The 15,124-nt window shown below is 72.0% G+C and carries 14 protein-coding genes; 11 read left to right on the top strand and 3 right to left on the bottom strand.

The features are described from left to right. Positions 1-91: 91 nt before the first annotated feature. The 3 genes from AB0917_RS14590 to AB0917_RS14600 form a co-directional block, all read right to left on the bottom strand. Positions 92-751 (bottom strand): response regulator transcription factor, encoded by a 660-nt coding sequence (locus AB0917_RS14590; RefSeq protein WP_366819881.1) that lies wholly within the window; start codon positions 749-751, stop codon positions 92-94. Positions 752-1,051: 300 nt separating this feature from the next. Next, entirely contained in the window at positions 1,052-2,431 is a 1,380-nt protein-coding gene (locus tag AB0917_RS14595) for a sensor domain-containing protein (protein ID WP_366819882.1), read from the bottom strand. Between the two features lie 208 nt (positions 2,432-2,639). Further along, positions 2,640-3,830: a sensor domain-containing protein gene (locus AB0917_RS14600; RefSeq protein ID WP_366819883.1), complete on the bottom strand. Its 1,191-nt coding sequence runs from the start codon at positions 3,828-3,830 to the stop codon at positions 2,640-2,642. Positions 3,831-4,055: 225 nt separating this feature from the next. Between AB0917_RS14600 and AB0917_RS14605 the strand changes: the two genes are divergently transcribed. The 11 genes from AB0917_RS14605 (at position 4,056) to mscL (ending at position 15,121) form a co-directional block, all read left to right on the top strand. Beyond that, positions 4,056-4,463 (top strand): NADH-quinone oxidoreductase subunit A, encoded by a 408-nt coding sequence (locus tag AB0917_RS14605; RefSeq protein WP_366819914.1) that lies wholly within the window; start codon positions 4,056-4,058, stop codon positions 4,461-4,463. Then, complete coding sequence (locus AB0917_RS14610; protein WP_366819884.1) at positions 4,454-5,203, top strand: NADH-quinone oxidoreductase subunit B family protein; 750 nt, start codon at positions 4,454-4,456, stop codon at positions 5,201-5,203. Before AB0917_RS14605 ends, AB0917_RS14610 begins: the two co-directional genes overlap by 10 nt. After that, positions 5,200-6,690, top strand: coding sequence for an NADH-quinone oxidoreductase subunit C (locus tag AB0917_RS14615; RefSeq protein ID WP_366819885.1), 1,491 nt, complete (start codon positions 5,200-5,202; stop codon positions 6,688-6,690). The genes AB0917_RS14610 and AB0917_RS14615 overlap by 4 nt, the downstream gene beginning before the upstream one ends. Then, positions 6,687-7,655, top strand: a complete 969-nt coding sequence (locus tag AB0917_RS14620) for a complex I subunit 1 family protein (RefSeq protein ID WP_366819886.1) — start codon at positions 6,687-6,689, stop codon at positions 7,653-7,655. The genes AB0917_RS14615 and AB0917_RS14620 overlap by 4 nt, the downstream gene beginning before the upstream one ends. Beyond that, a complete protein-coding gene (locus AB0917_RS14625) occupies positions 7,655-8,224 on the top strand; it encodes an NADH-quinone oxidoreductase subunit I (protein ID WP_366819887.1) in 570 nt (189 codons plus the stop codon). The genes AB0917_RS14620 and AB0917_RS14625 overlap by 1 nt, the downstream gene beginning before the upstream one ends. After that, positions 8,221-8,847: an NADH-quinone oxidoreductase subunit J gene (locus tag AB0917_RS14630; RefSeq protein WP_366819888.1), complete on the top strand. Its 627-nt coding sequence runs from the start codon at positions 8,221-8,223 to the stop codon at positions 8,845-8,847. Before AB0917_RS14625 ends, AB0917_RS14630 begins: the two co-directional genes overlap by 4 nt. Then, positions 8,847-9,275: an NADH-quinone oxidoreductase subunit NuoK gene (gene nuoK / locus AB0917_RS14635; RefSeq protein ID WP_366819889.1), complete on the top strand. Its 429-nt coding sequence runs from the start codon at positions 8,847-8,849 to the stop codon at positions 9,273-9,275. The genes AB0917_RS14630 and nuoK overlap by 1 nt, the downstream gene beginning before the upstream one ends. Next, the gene (locus AB0917_RS14640) at positions 9,272-11,272 is read left to right on the top strand and encodes an NADH-quinone oxidoreductase subunit L (protein WP_366819890.1); all 2,001 of its coding nucleotides are present in this window, start codon (positions 9,272-9,274) and stop codon (positions 11,270-11,272) included. The genes nuoK and AB0917_RS14640 overlap by 4 nt, the downstream gene beginning before the upstream one ends. Beyond that, positions 11,269-12,984 (top strand): NADH-quinone oxidoreductase subunit M, encoded by a 1,716-nt coding sequence (locus AB0917_RS14645; protein WP_366819891.1) that lies wholly within the window; start codon positions 11,269-11,271, stop codon positions 12,982-12,984. The genes AB0917_RS14640 and AB0917_RS14645 overlap by 4 nt, the downstream gene beginning before the upstream one ends. Beyond that, positions 12,981-14,549: an NADH-quinone oxidoreductase subunit N gene (locus AB0917_RS14650; RefSeq protein WP_366819892.1), complete on the top strand. Its 1,569-nt coding sequence runs from the start codon at positions 12,981-12,983 to the stop codon at positions 14,547-14,549. The genes AB0917_RS14645 and AB0917_RS14650 overlap by 4 nt, the downstream gene beginning before the upstream one ends. A gap of 116 nt (positions 14,550-14,665) precedes the next feature. Beyond that, positions 14,666-15,121, top strand: coding sequence for a large conductance mechanosensitive channel protein MscL (gene mscL / locus AB0917_RS14655; RefSeq protein WP_366819893.1), 456 nt, complete (start codon positions 14,666-14,668; stop codon positions 15,119-15,121). The last annotated feature ends 3 nt before the right edge of the window (positions 15,122-15,124 follow it).

A 15,124-nucleotide genomic window follows, 5' to 3' on the forward strand; every position in this document is an offset into this window, starting at 1 on the left:
TCCTCATCGCGGAGCGATTCGGGCGTTTCGGCAACGCCGCGAGGTGCCGTGCCAGGCGTCGCGGACCCGGTCAAGATCCGCCGGACACGCCCTAGGAGTTCAGGTAGGTCAGTACGGCGAGGACGCGCCGGTGGTCCCCGTCGCTGGGCGAGAGGCCCAGCTTCTGGAAGATGTTGCTGACGTGCTTCTCCACCGCCCCGTCGCTCACCACGAGCTGCCGGGCGATGGCCGAGTTCGTCCGGCCCTCGGCCATCAGACCCAGGACCTCCCGCTCGCGCGGCGTCAGCCCCACCAGTACGTCCTGTTTACGACTACGGCCGAGCAGCTGCGCCACCACCTCCGGGTCCAGCGCCGTCCCGCCCCGCGCCACCCGGACGACCGCGTCGACGAACTCGCGGACCTCGGCCACCCGGTCCTTGAGCAGGTACCCCACGCCTCGGCTGCTGCCTGCCAGCAGCTCGGTGGCGTACTGCTCCTCCACGTACTGCGAGAGGACCAGCACCCCTATCCCGGGATACTCCTTCCGCAGCCGCACCGCCGCCCGTACACCCTCGTCGGTGTGGGTCGGCGGCATCCGCACATCGGCCACCACCACATCGGGCAGCGCCTGCTCCGCGCCGAGATCCGCCACGGTCTTCAGCAGGGCCTCGGCGTCGCCCACCCCCGCGACCACGTCATGGCCGAGATCGGTGAGCAGACGGGTGAGCCCTTCCCGCAGCAGGACCGAATCCTCGGCGATGACTACCCGCACTCTGTTCTCCACGTGCTCCACGACGCTGGGTCCCCCGCTGTTCCGAGTCTCTGAGTTGCCGTGCCTCTGTGCGCACCGCGCCCGACACCCACCAGCATCCCAGGCCCGGGACGTGGATGGGGGACCTGTGGATAACGTGCCCGATCCACGTGCCGGATCTGCGTGCCCGACCTGTGTGCCGGATCGAGCCCGACCCGCGTGCTCGATCCGCGTGCTCGATCCGGCCGCGCAGCCGGAAACCCCGTCACCGGGCCCGGGGGCCGGTGACGGGGCCGCGTGGAGGCGGGGCGTGGGGCGGGGTCAGCCGCGCCAGGGCAGTTCGGCGGTGACCGTCGTCGGGCCGCCGGCCGGTGAAGCCACCACCAGGACCCCGTCCACCGCGTCCAGCCGCTCCGACAGTCCGGCCAGACCGCTGCCGGCCGAGGCGGACGCCCCGCCCCGCCCGTTGTCCGTGACCTGGAGCATCAGCCGGTCGGACGTCCGCCACACATCGACCGTGGCCCGGGTCGCCCGCGCGTGCTTGCTGACGTTCTGCAACAGCTCCGACACGGTGAAGTACGCGATGCCCTCGATGGCCTGCGCGGGCCTCGCGTCCAGGTCCACCTCGACCGTGACGGGGACGGTGCAGCGGGAGGCGATGGCGGAGAGGGCGGCGTCGAGGCCGCGGTCGGTGAGGACGGCGGGGTGGATGCCCCGGGCGAGGTCGCGCAGCTCCTGGAGGGCGACCTTCACCTCGCCGTGCGCCTCGTCCACCATGCGCGCGGCCGCCTCGGGGTCGTCCGTGAGCTTCTCCTTCGCCAGCCCCAGATCCATGGCCAGGGCGACGAGCCGGGCCTGCGCGCCGTCGTGGAGATCGCGTTCTATACGGCGCAGGTCGGCGGCGGCGGTGTCCACGACCACGCCCCGGTCCGACTCCAGCTCGGTGACCCGGGCGGACAGCGCGGACGGGCCCAGCAGACCGGACACCATCAGCCGGTCCACCGAGACCAGCCCCCGCACGAGCCACGGCGACACCAGCACCAGCACCAGGCCCACCGCGCTGGTCGCCGCCAGCTCGACGGGGGAGTCCAGGTAGTGAGCGTGGGTGCGGTCCCCGTACAGCTGGATGCCGTCGGCCCCCACGAAGACCGGGAAGACCCACTGCCACAGCGGGTACGTCAGCGCCGCCAGGCCGTACGCCCAGAACGTCACCGACACGCAGAACGTGAACACGGCCCAGGGGAAATGCAGCAGTGCGTAAAGAAGGTGACGCCAGGAGACGCCGCTCTTGAGGACGGCGCCCATCCACGACATCAGGCCGCCGGACTCCCCCCGCACCCGCACGGGCTCCGCCACGTCCAGCTTCAGCAGCCCGCGCGCCCGAGCCCGCTCCATCACGCCGAACCCCCGGCAGACGGCCAGGCCGACGGCCAGCAGCGGAACCCCGATGAAGGTGATGAGCAGGCCGGCGCTGACCGATGTCATGGCGATGGCGAAGACGAATATCACCGTGCTCAGCGGAAGGCTCAGCAGGACATAGAGGAGCTCGCGCCAGCTGCGCGCCTCCAGAGGGGCGCGCAGCGCCGCCGGGAGGAAGTGCTTCACCGGGGTCTGCCCCTGGGGCCCGGCGCCCTGACCTGTGTGGCCGCGCGCGCCCGATCCCTTGTGGTCCCGGGTGTCCGGTCCGTATGCCGTGGCCATGAGTGCCGTCCGTTCCGTCTCTTCTGTCGTTCGGCTATTGATCGGCGAAGTGTTCTGCGTCTCTGCTCCGCGCCCGTGTTCGTCAGCCGTGGACCCTGCTCCTTCCAGGGTGCTGGGCCGCCCTCTCCGGCACCATGTGGCCGGTCTCCGTATCCGTACGGGGGTTTTCCCCACCCCCCCACGCGACGCCCGTACGCCCGGGGAGTGCTCAGGAGGCCCGGCTGGGCGCCGGGGCCCGGTCGCGCCAGGGCAGCTCGGCGGTGACAGCCGTCGGCCCGCCCACCGGAGAGTCCAGGACGAACAGCCCGTCCACCGCCCCCAGCCGCTCGGCCAGCCCCGCCATCCCCGTACCGCCGTCCATCCGGGCCCCGCCCGAACCGTCGTCCGTGACCTGGATCAGCAACCGGTCCGCCGCACGCCACACCTCGACGGAGGCCGACCGGGCACCGCTGTGCTTGCTGACGTTCTGGAGGAGCTCCGACACGGTGAAGTACGCGATGCCCTCGATCGCCTCCGCCGGACGCCCCGGCAGATCCACCGACACCGTGACGGGGACGGTGCAGCGGGAGGCGATGGCGGAGAGGGCGGCGTCGAGGCCGCGGTCGGTGAGGACGGCGGGGTGGATGCCCCGGGCGAGGTCGCGCAGCTCCTGGAGGGCGACCTTCACCTCGCCGTGCGCCTCCTCCACCATGCGCGCGGCCGCCTCCGGATCGTCCGTCAGCTTCTCCTTCGCCAGCCCCAACCCCATCGCGAGCGCCACGAGCCGGGCCTGCGCGCCGTCGTGGAGGTCACGTTCGATGCGGCGCAGGTCGGCGGCGGCGGTGTCCACGACCACGCCCCGGTCCGACTCCAGCTCCGCGATCCGCCGCTCCAGCTCGTCCGAGGGCGACAACAGCCCCCGCACCATCGCCCGGTCGGCCGCCGTCAGCCCGCGGGCGATGAACGGGAGCACCGGCCACAGGACGATCAGGCTCACCAGCGTCACCGCGAAGGTCAGGACCCCCCACGGCAGCCGGATGAACGCATAGAGCAGCGAACGCCACCCCACCGGGTCCTTCAGCCCCGACCAGAGCCAGGTGAATACCCCCTCGTCCCGGCGGTCGCGCGGCAACGGGCTCGGCTCCTCGATCCGCACCCCGAGCATCGACCGCGCCCGGCCCCGCTCCACCCGGCCCAGCCGGCGCGCGCCCCGCAACCCGCTGACGAGCAGCGGCAGCCCGATCACGGTGACGGAGAGACCCACGCCTACGGCGATCACGAGGAGCGCGTAGACGAATCCGGCGATGGCCATCGGCAGATTGACCAGCAGATGCGCGATCTCCCGCCAGGCCCACCGGTCGAGGGCGAGGCGGGCGGGCGGCAGCCGGTCGGGGGCCGGTACGGAAGGGCTCATGGTCATGGCACCAGCCTGCCGGGCCGTGTCCGCGCACGCCATGGGGCTCATAGGTGGCGTGAAGTAGGGATAACCCCACCTGTGTGCGACGCGGCTGCTTACGGTGCGTTTATCAGGGCCTAGACTCCCGTGCGTACAAGGGGCCTCAAGCAGCGGACGGGGCCGGAGCCGGACGACGAAGAACGAGGGGCGGGCGTGAGGGACGTGACGTACGTGCCGGAAGTGCCGCACATGACGTACGTGCCGGTCCACCAACAGACCACCCTCGCTTCGGACTACTTCCAGAGCTACTCGGTGGTCGGCCTGCTCGCGCTGGTCGGCGTCCTGTTCGTCGCCGTCGCGTTCGGGGCGGGACGGCTCCTGCGGCCCGTGGTCCCGACGCCCGAGAAGCTTCTGACGTACGAGTGCGGCGTCGACCCGGTCGGTGAGGGCTGGGCCCACACCCAGGTCCGCTACTACGTCTACGCCTTCCTCTACGTCATCTTCGCCGTCGACTCCATCTTCCTGTTCCCGTGGGCCACGGTCTTCGCGGCACCCGGATACGGCGCGACCACGCTGGTGGAAATGTTCATCTTCCTCGGCTTCCTCGCCGTGGGACTGCTCTACGCATGGAAGAAGGGCGTCCTCACATGGGCCTGACGAGCCGGCCGGCCTCCGCGTCGCAGCAGCCCGTGCCCTCCGCCGACCCGCAGGCGGTGGCCGTTCCGGAGCCGGTGCTCCTCCCGGAGCCCAAGCGCCTCGGCCTCCTCTCCCGGCTCGCGCCCGAACCGATGAAGGTCGTCCTCAACTGGGGCCGCCGCTACAGCCTCTGGGTCTTCAACTTCGGACTCGCCTGCTGCGCCATCGAGTTCATCGCCGCCTCCATGGCGCGCCACGACTTCATCCGGCTCGGCGTGATCCCCTTCGCCCCCGGCCCCCGCCAGGCAGACCTGATGATCGTCTCCGGCACGGTGACGGACAAGATGGCGCCGGCCGTGAAGCGCCTCTACGAGCAGATGCCGGAACCGAAGTACGTCATCTCCTTCGGCGCCTGCTCCAACTGCGGCGGCCCCTACTGGGACTCGTACTCCGTCACCAAGGGCGTCGACCAGATCATCCCCGTCGATGTGTACGTACCCGGCTGCCCGCCCCGGCCCGAGGCGCTGCTCCAGGGCATTCTCAAGCTTCAGGAGAAGATCGCGCGCGAGTCCCTGGCGGAGCGGTACACGACCGGCCCCTCCGGAGCCCCCTCCACGGCGGCGCTGCGCAGCGGCCTGGTCACCGCACCGACGGCACCGGGGACGGCAGCGGGGACGGCATTGGAGGCGACACCGGGGGCGGCTGAGGGAACGGCTCCGGGGAAGGAACCGGGGACGGAACCGGGGGAGGAGCAGCGGTGAGTGACCGTCAGGACCGGGCCTCCCGCCCGTACGACCGGCTGCCGGACGCCGTCACGGAGTTCTTCGGTGAGGAGGCGACGGCGGAGTCCGCCTACGACCTGCTCACCGTCGACGTTCCCGCCACGGAGTGGATCACCGCGCTGCGGACCGCCCGCGACGAGCTGGGATGCAGCTACTTCGACTGGCTCAGCGCCGTGGACGAGCCGGGTACCGGCTTCCGCGTCTGCGCCCACGTCGCGGCCCTCGGGGGCGGCACGGTCCGCCGGATCATGCTGCGCACCACCGTTCCGCACGACGCGGCCGTCCTGCCCAGCGCGATCGACGTCTACGCGGGCGCGGCCTGGCACGAGCGCGAGACGCACGAGATGTTCGGCGTCGCCTTCGAGGACCACCCCGGCCTCACCCCGCTCCTGCTGCCGGAGGGCTTCGAGGGCCACCCGCTCCGCAAGGACTTCGTCCTCGCTGCCCGGGTCGCCAAGGCCTGGCCCGGAGCGAAGGAGCCCGGAGAGTCCGAACACGGCGGCCCCAAGCGCCGCACGATGCTTCCCCCCGGTGTCCCGGACCCGAACGAGTGGGGCCCCCTCAAGGGCCAGCTCCCCCCTGCCACGGCCCGACCGGGCCGCGCGGCCCGCCCGGCGGCGGCCGACCGCCCGCCCCGGCGCACCCGCTCCGCGAGCGAGGGATCGGCAGCGCAACGCCCGCAGACGGGACCGCCCGAGCCCTCAGGGGCCGGAACTTCCACGCCCGGGGGCCCCGGGGGCGGGGCTTCCGCGTCCGGAGCTTCGGCGTCCGGTTCCGTGCCCGGGGCTTCAACGTCCGGGGGGCCCGGGAGCAGGCCTTCCGCGTCCGGAGCTTCCCCGTCCGGTACCGCGTCCGGGGCTTCTACGTCCGGCGGGCCCGCGCCCGCGTCGGCGGACGCGGCCTCGCCGGAGGCCGTGCAGCCTTCGCCTGCGACCACGCCTTCCGGAGGCGCACCGTCCGGCGGTACCCCGCCCGGGTCGTCCCCGGCCGCGCGTCCGCGCCGCTCCCGTTCCGCGGCCGACGGCTCGGCGAGCCAGCAGCAGGCCCCGGAGGCCTCCACCCCGCGCCCGCCGCGCCGCTCCCGCTCGGCCTCCCAGGGCTCGGCGAGCCAGCGTGCCCGCGCCACGGACGCCCCCTGGCACGACGCCCAACCGGCGTTCGACGACCCGGGCGCCCCATCGGAGGGCCCCGGCGAGCCGTCTCCTCAGCCTCGGCGGCCTTCGGGAGCCCCCGATGCCTCCTCCGAGCCCCGTCGGCGTCCGAGGGGCGAAGGCCCGGGGGACGAGCCCCCGGCTCGTGAAGGGGCGGGCGGGGAAGAAGCCCCGCACAGCGGCCCCGCCCCCGACCCCGCCGCGCCCAGAACCGGCCCCGCGCCGACGGACAAGGCGACCCCCGAGCCCGAGCCCGACAGCCCCGACTCCGACAACCCCGACAAACCCCACCCCGCCGGAGGCGATACCGAGTGAACGACGTTCTCGACGTCGCCCTCCGCCTGGCCATCGTCTTCGTCGTGTTCCTGGTCGCCCCGCTCCTCGTGGGGCAGACCGAGCACAAGGTGATGGCCCACATGCAGGGCCGCCTGGGCCCCATGTACGCAGGTGGCTTCCACGGCTGGGCCCAGCTCGTCGCGGACGGTGTGAAGTTCGCGCAGAAGGAGGACGTGGTCCCGGCCGCCGCCGACCGCCGCGTCTTCCAGCTCGCCCCCGCCATCGCCCTCCTCCCGTACCTCCTCGTCCTCGTGGCCATCCCCGTCGGCCCCGGCGACGGAGCGGTGGGCCAGGTCATCGACGCGGGCATCTTCTTCGTGCTGGCCGTGATGGGCATCGGCGTCCTCGGCTCGCTCATGGCGGGCTGGGCCTCGGCCAACAAGTTCTCCCTCCTCGGCGGCCTCCGCACCGCCGCCCAGCTCCTCTCCTACGAACTCCCGATGCTCCTCGCCGCCGCCTCCGTGGCCATGGCGGCCGGCACGGTCTCGCTCATCGGCATCCTCGACGCCTTCGAGTGGTGGTGGCTGCCCTGGCAGATCATCGGAGCCCTGGTCTTCTTCGTCGCCGGGCTCGCCGAGCTCCAGCGTCCGCCCTTCGACGCGCCGGTCGCCGACTCCGAGATCATCTTCGGCGCGTACACCGAGTACACGGGGCTGCGCTTCGCCCTGTTCCTCCTCGCCGAGTACGCGGGCATCGTCATCCTCTGCGCCCTGACCACCGTCCTCTTCCTCGGCGGCTGGCACGGGCCGTTCGGCGCCGACGGACTCGGCTGGCTCTGGACCCTCCTCAAGACCGCCCTCCTCGCTTTCGTCGTCATCTGGCTGCGCGTCAGCTACCCGCGTCTGCGTGAGGACCAGTTGCAGAAGCTCGCCTGGACCACCCTCGTCCCCCTCGCCCTCGCGCAGATCGCGCTCACCGGCATCGTGAAGGTGGCGATCAGTTGATGCCCCCGATCCCCGGATCCGGCCTGGCCAAGGGCCTCGCCGTCACCCTGCGCACGATGACGAGGAAGACCGTCACCGCGCAGTACCCCGACACCCAGCCCGAACTCCCGCCCCGCTCCCGAGGTGTCATCGGGCTGTTCGAGGAGAACTGCACGGTCTGCATGCTCTGCGCCCGTGAGTGCCCCGACTGGTGCATCTACATCGACTCCCACAAGGAGACGGTGCCGCCCGCCGCCCCCGGCGGACGCGAGCGCAGCCGTAACGTCCTGGACCGCTTCGCCATCGACTTCTCCCTCTGCATGTACTGCGGTATCTGCATCGAGGTCTGCCCCTTCGACGCCCTCTTCTGGTCGCCCGAGTTCGAGTACGCGGAGACGGACATCCACGAGCTCACCCACGAGCGGGACAAGCTCCGCGAGTGGATGTGGACCGTGCCGGAGCCGCCCGCGCTCGACCCCGGGGCGGAGGAGCCGAAGGAGATCGCCGCCGCACGCAAGACGGCCGACAAACTCGCCGCCCAGGAGAAGGCGAACGAACCGGCCGCCGACGAGAAGGGAGGAACCCCGTGACGCTCCCCACTGCATCCCCCTTGCTCGCTGTCGCCGCCGACCACCCCGGTTTCCTCTCCCCGACCGGTGTGGAGATCGCGTTCGTCCTCGTCGGCCTCGCCACCCTCGGCGCCGCCGTCATCACCGTCACGACCAGGCAACTGGTGCACGCCGCCCTCTGGCTCGTCGTGGCGCTCGGCGGACTGGCCGTCGAATACCTCCTGCTCACCGCGGAGTTCATCGCCTGGGTCCAGGTACTGATCTACGTCGGTTCCATCGTCGTCCTCCTCCTCTTCGGCCTGATGCTCACCCGGGCCCCCATCGGCCGCTCCCCGGACGCCGACTCGGGCAACCGGTGGGTCGCCCTGGGCGTGGCCCTCGCCTCGGCGGCCGCACTCGTCTGGGTCGTCGTGGACGCCTTCCGCACCACCTGGATCGACCTCGAAGGGCCGGCCCAGGGCTCCACCGCCGTCACCGGAGCCTTCCTCTTCCGGAACTGGGTCCTCCCCTTCGAGGCGCTCTCCGTCCTGCTGCTCGCCGCCCTCGTCGGCGCCATCGTCCTGTCCCGCAAGCACGACACGGACACCGCCGTGCGGCCCGCCCCGGCCCCGGCCGACCGGCGCGGCAAGGAGGAGCAGAGCTGATGCACCTCGCCTATCCCGCCGTACTCGCCGCCCTCCTCTTCTGCACCGGCCTCTACGGCGTCCTCGCCCGCCGCAACGCGATCCTGGTCCTGATGTCCGTCGAGCTGATGCTCAACGCCGTCAACCTCAACCTCGTCGCCTTCGACGTCCACCTCCGCGACACCCTCCACTCCGGCCAGGCCCTCACCCTCTTCACCATCGCCATCGCCGCCGCCGAGATCGGCATCGGCCTCGCGATCGTGCTCGCCGTCTACCGCAACCGCGGCTCCTCCGACATCGACCGGCTCCGCGACACCGCCGAGACCGACGACGCCGAAGAGATCGACAGCGCCGCCGAGAACGATGACGCCGCCGGTACCGCCGACGCCGCGACCGGCGGCCGCTCCGCGACGGCAGGGCACACCACGAACGCAGAGGCCACCTCGTGACCACGACGACCCTCGCCGCCCTCGTCCCGCTCCTGCCCTTCCTCGGAGCCGCCGCCGGACTCGCGCTCGGCCGCACCGCCCCCGGCTTCGTCCGCCCGCTGGCGATCCTGCCGACGCTCACCGCGACCGTCCTGGCCGTGATCGTCGCCGTCCGCCAGGGCGGCGGCCGCGCCATCGACGCCGCGACCCAGCTCACCCCCACCGGGTCCGTCCCCATCGACCTGGCCCTGCACCTGGACGGGTTCGCGGTCCTGGTCGCCGTCCTCGTCGGGCTCGTCGCCACCTGCGTACAGCTCTACTCCACGGCCTACCTCCGCGACGACGCCCGTTACCCCTCCTACGCGGCCCTGGTCTCCCTCTTCACCTCCGCGATGCTGCTCGTCGTCTACTCCGGCGACCTCATGGTGCTCCTGGTCGGCTGGGAGATCATGGGCATCTGCTCGTACTTCCTCGTCGGCCACTACTGGGAGACGCCCGAAGCCCGCGCCGCCTCCCTCAAGGCCTTCCTCGTCACCAAGCTCGGCGATGTCCCCTTCCTGATCGGCCTGTTCGCCCTGGCCGCCGACACCGGCAGCTTCCGGATCACCAAGATCCTGGCGGCCGTCACCAACGGCGGCCTGGACCACCCCACCCTCATCGCCCTGCTGCTCCTCGCGGGCGTCGCCGGGAAGTCCGCCCAGTTCCCCCTGCACACCTGGCTGCCCGACGCGATGGCCGGCCCCACCCCCGTCTCCGCGCTCATCCACGCCGCGACGATGGTCGCCGCCGGGATCTACTTCGTGGCCCGGCTGCTCCCCGTCTTCGCCGCCTCCGGCGCGGCCCTGGTCGTCCTCGCCGTGATGGCGGCCGTCACGATGATCGGCTCCGGACTCGCCGCCCTCGCCCAGGACGACATCAAGCGCGTCCTCGCCTACTCGACCATCGGCCAGCTCGGCTACATGTCCGGCGCCCTGGCCGTCGGTGACCGAGGCGCCGCCGTCTTCCACCTGATCTCGCACGGTGCGTTCAAAGCCGTCCTCTTCCTCGCCGCCGGCGTCGTCATCCACGCCGCCGGCACCAACTCACTGGCCGCCATGTCCCGCATGGGCGGCCTCGCGCGCCGGATCCCCGACGCCTACTGGACGATGACCGTCGCCCTCCTCGCGCTCGCCGCCATCCCGCCGTTCGCCGGCTTCTTCTCCAAGGAAGCCGTCCTCGTCGCCGCCGAGCACACCGCCCTGGGGGACCGGACCGTCGCCCCCGCCGCCGCGGGCTGGACGATCCTGATCGCCGGGCTGCTCGCCGCCGTCCTCACCGCCGCCTACGCCACCCGCCTCTGGCTCCTGGCCTTCAAGGGGCGCGGCGCCGAACTCCCCGACCACGGCAGGCAGCCCCTCGCCATGACCTCCGTCCTGTGGATCCTGGCCGTCCCCACCATCGCCTTCGGGCTCACCGCGGGCGTGCTCGGCGACTGGTTCGACGGACACGCCCTCACCCCGTCCCTCACCACGGCCGTCCTCTCCACCGGCGTCGGCCTCGTCGGCGGCCTCGTCACCTACGGGGCCTGGCGCCACACCACGGCCCTCGCGGGCCGCGCCCCCATCGGTGCCGTCGCCGCCCACCCGGGCGCCGAACCCGCCCTCGTCGAAGCCGAGGCCATGACGTCCCACACCGCCGCCTACGGCACCATCGCGGACGCCGCCGACCCGGCCGACCCCGGACGTCTCCTCCTGGGCCCGCTCCACCGCCACGCGGTCACCGGCTTCCACCTCGACGCCCTGTACGCGGCGCTGTTCGTCCGGCCCGTCCAGCAGGCGGCCCGCCTGGTGCGCTTCCTGGACCGCACGGTCGTCGACACCTACGTCAACGGATCGGGAGCCGCCACCCGCCTGCTCGGCACCGCCGTACGCCGCGCCCAGACCGGAAACGTGCAGACCTACCTCAGCGTCCTGCTCGCCGGTTCCCTCGTCCTGGCGATCGCCGCCGTCGTCTTCGCCAACGTCAACGCGGGGTCGTGACCGTGATCGATATCAGCCCGTCCGTGATGCAGTTCCTTCTCGCGTTCATCGTCGTCGTCCCGCTCCTCGGCGCCGTCGCGGCCCTGCTCCCCGCCCCACCCGGCCTCAAGGGCAAGAACCCCGACCAGGCCGTGCTCCGCCACGGCGTGACCGTGACCGGCGCCGTCCTCGTCGCCGCGATCGTCCTGGCCGTCGGCTTCGACCACGACCACCCCGCCACGATGCAGGCGACCACCGACATCAGCTGGATCCCGGCACTCGACGTCCGCATCCACCTCGGCATCGACGGCATCTCGCTCCCCCTCCTCCTGCTGACCGCGCTGCTGACCTTCCTCTGCGCGCTGTACAGCTACTTCAAGCTGCCCGCGGGCCCCTCACCGAAGGCGTTCGTCGCCCTCGTCCTCGTCCTGGAATCCGGCACCCTCGCCACCTTCGCCGTCCTGGACCTGCTGCTCTTCTTCCTCGCCTTCGAGATGGTCCTCATCCCGATGTACTTCCTCATCGCCCGCTGGGGCGGTGACCAGCGGCGCGCCGCCGCCTGGAAGTTCATCCTCTACACACTGCTCGGCTCGGTCGTCATGCTGCTGGGCCTGCTCCTCATCGGGCTGAGGAGCGGCACCTTCGACATGGTGGCACTCGCCACTGACAACGGCCGTGGCCTCACCCCATCCGTGCAGGTCATCGCCGTTCTGGCGATCGGCATCGGGCTCGCCGTGAAGACCCCGATGTGGCCGCTGCACAGCTGGCTACCCGACGCCCACACCGCCGCCCCGACCGTCGGCTCCGTGCTCCTGGCGGGCGTCCTGCTGAAGATGGGAACGTACGGATTCGTCCGGATCCTGCTCCCCATCGCCCCCGACGGGATGCACACGTTCGCCCCGTACCTCGCCGCGTTCGCCGTCGTCGGCATCGTCTACGGGTCGCTCGCCTGCCTGGCCCTCGCCCGCAGGGGCGCCAAGGGCGACCTCAAGCGGCTCATCGCGTACTCCTCCGTCGGCCACATGGGCTTCGTGCTGCTCGGCATCGCCACCATGACCCCCACCGGAGTCAACGGCGCGCTCTTCGCCAACATCGCCCACGGACTCATCACCGGCCTGCTGTTCTTCCTGGTCGGCGCCGTCAAGGACCGCTACGGCACCGCCGACCTGGACACCCTCGCCGGCGCCACCGGAGCCGCCCTCTACGGCCGGGCCCCCCGCCTGGGCGCCCTCCTCGCCTTCGCCGCGGTCGCCTCGCTCGGACTGCCCGGACTCGCCGGATTCTGGGGCGAGATGCTCACCCTGTTCGGCGCCTACAGCCCCGCCGAGGGCCTCAGCCGCCCGGCGTTCCGCACCTTCATGGCCATCGGCGCGTTCGGCACCCTGCTCACCGCCGCGTACATGCTCATCGTGGTCCGCCGCGTCTGCATGGGCGAGCCCACGCCCCACGCCCAGCTCTCCCCCCGCACCCCGGCCTCGCGGGGAACCACGGACCCGGCCCCGCAGAGGACCGACGCGCCCGAGTCCGCCGGGACCGCCGAGTCCGCCGGGACCGCCGAGCCCACCGGAGCCCGCCCGGCCGCCACCCCGCAGCTCGCCGACATCCAGCGTTACGAAGCCGCCGCCTGGACCCCTCTCGCCGCCCTCACCGTTCTCGCCGGACTCTGGCCCGCGGTCCTCCTCGGCCTCACCGATCCGGCCGTGCAGAAGCTCCTCGCAGGAGGCAAGTCGTGACCGCGGACCTCAGCACCGCCCAGGGCGTTCTCACCACCGCGGCCGACACCGCCCCCAGCGTCGTCCAGAGCGTCGACTGGCTCGCCATCGCGCCCCCCACCCTCACCGCGCTGGCCGCCCTGCTCGTCCTCGTCGCCGACCTCTTCCTCCCCGATCACCGCAAGAAGCTCCTCGGCTACGGAACCCTCACCGCGCTCGCCGCCGCCCTCGTCCTCCTCATCCCCCTGCGCGCCGGCGACCGCGCCACCTTCTGCGTCACCACCGGCACCCAGGCGTGCAGCTACACCGCCGACCACTTCACCCTGGTCATCCAGGCCCTCGTCCTCGGCGGGGCGTTCCTCACCGCGCTGCTCTCCCTCGACGACACGCGCAAGCGCCCGGCGGGCGAGTACGGGTTCCTGCTCCTGGCCTCCGCGGCCGGCGCCGCCCTCCTGCCCGCCTCCCGCGACCTCGCCACCCTCGTCGTCGCCCTGGAAGTCGCCTCACTGCCCGCCTTCGCCCTCGTCGGCATCGTGCGCGGCGACCGGCGCTCCTCCGAGGCCGCGCTCAAGTTCTTCCTCTCCTCCGTCGTCGCCACCGCCGTCATGCTCCTCGGCGTCAGCTTCGTGTACGCGACCACGGGCACCCTGCACCTCACCGAGATCGCCGCCCGACTGGACGACGTACCTCCGGCGCTCGACACCCTCGCCAGGACCGGTGTCGTCCTGACCCTCGTCGGCTTCGCCTTCAAGACCGCCGCGGCGCCCTTCCACTTCTGGGTCCCCGACACCTACGTGGGCGCGCCCCTGCCGATCGCCGCCTACCTCTCCGTGGTCGGCAAGACCGTCGGCTTCTCGGGCCTCATCCTCGTCACGGTCATCGCGTTCCCTTCTCATGCCGACGTCTGGGGGCCCGCGGTCGCCGTCCTGGCCGCCCTCACCATGACCGTCGGCAACGTCGCGGCCCTCCGCCAGAACGCCGGCCGCGCCCGCAGCGCCGTCCGGCTCCTCGCCTGGTCCTCCGTCGCCCAGGCCGGCTACCTGCTCGTCCCGATCGCCGCCGCCGGGTACTCCGGCGGCCAACAGATCGGCTCCACCGTCGCGTACGCCCTCATGTACGCCGTCGTGAACTTCGGCGCCTTCGCCGTCGCGGCCCTAGTCGCCCGTACGAAGCCCGGCAACCGCATCGCCGACTACCGGGGCCTGTACGCCACCCGCCCCCTCGCCGCCCTCGCGCTCGGCTTCTTCCTGCTCTGCCTGGCCGGACTGCCGCCCGGCATCATCGGGCTCTTCGCGAAGGTCACCGTCTTCTCCGCGGCCGTCGACGCCGGCCTCGGCTGGCTCGCCGTCGTCATGGCCGTCAACGTGGTGATCGCCCTCTACTACTACCTTCAGTGGACCGCGATCCTCTTCAGGAGCCCGGAGACCGCGGAAGCGACCACCGGGACACCGGCCTCCGGAACGCCGCACCGTTTCCGGGCCCCCGCCCCGCTCACCACGGCGATCGTCCTCACCGCCACCGCCGGCATCCTCCTCTCGGGAGCACCGCAGATGGTCCTGAGGTTCGCCGCCGTCACCTTCTTCTGACGCTCCCCGGACGCGAAAGATCGGTTTGCCCGTGGCCGCCGCCGCAGGGCAAGGTCGTGGCTGCATACGTCCCGTACACGACGAGGACGTACGAAATCCATAGAGGAGCAAGAGCAGTGCTGAACGGGTTCAAGGACTTCATCCTGCGCGGAAACGTCATCTCCATGGCGATCGGCCTCGCCGTCGGAGCAGCCTTCACCGCCGTCGTCACCGGCTTCAGCACCGCCTTCATCACTCCGCTGATCGGCCTCGCCACCGGCTCGGTCGGCGACTTCAGCACGGCCGAGTTCAGCGTCGAGGGCGCGATCTTCCCGTACGGGAAGTTCCTCGCGGCCGCCATCGCCTTCCTCATCACCGCCGCGGTCCTCTACTTCTGCGTGGTGGTCCCCATGACCAAGGTGCAGAACCGCTTCAGCAAGGAGGAGGAGGTCGACATCAAGGCCGCCCTGCGCGACTGCCCGCGGTGCTTCAGCGCGATCCCCGCCGTCGCCTCCCGCTGCGCCCACTGCACCAGCGAGGTCGAGCCCGACCCCGAGGCCCTCTCCCTCGCCAAGCTCCCCGTCCAGCGCTGACGC

This window comes from Streptomyces sp. NPDC007346 (assembly GCF_040703535.1).
Lineage (GTDB): Bacteria > Actinomycetota > Actinomycetes > Streptomycetales > Streptomycetaceae > Streptomyces.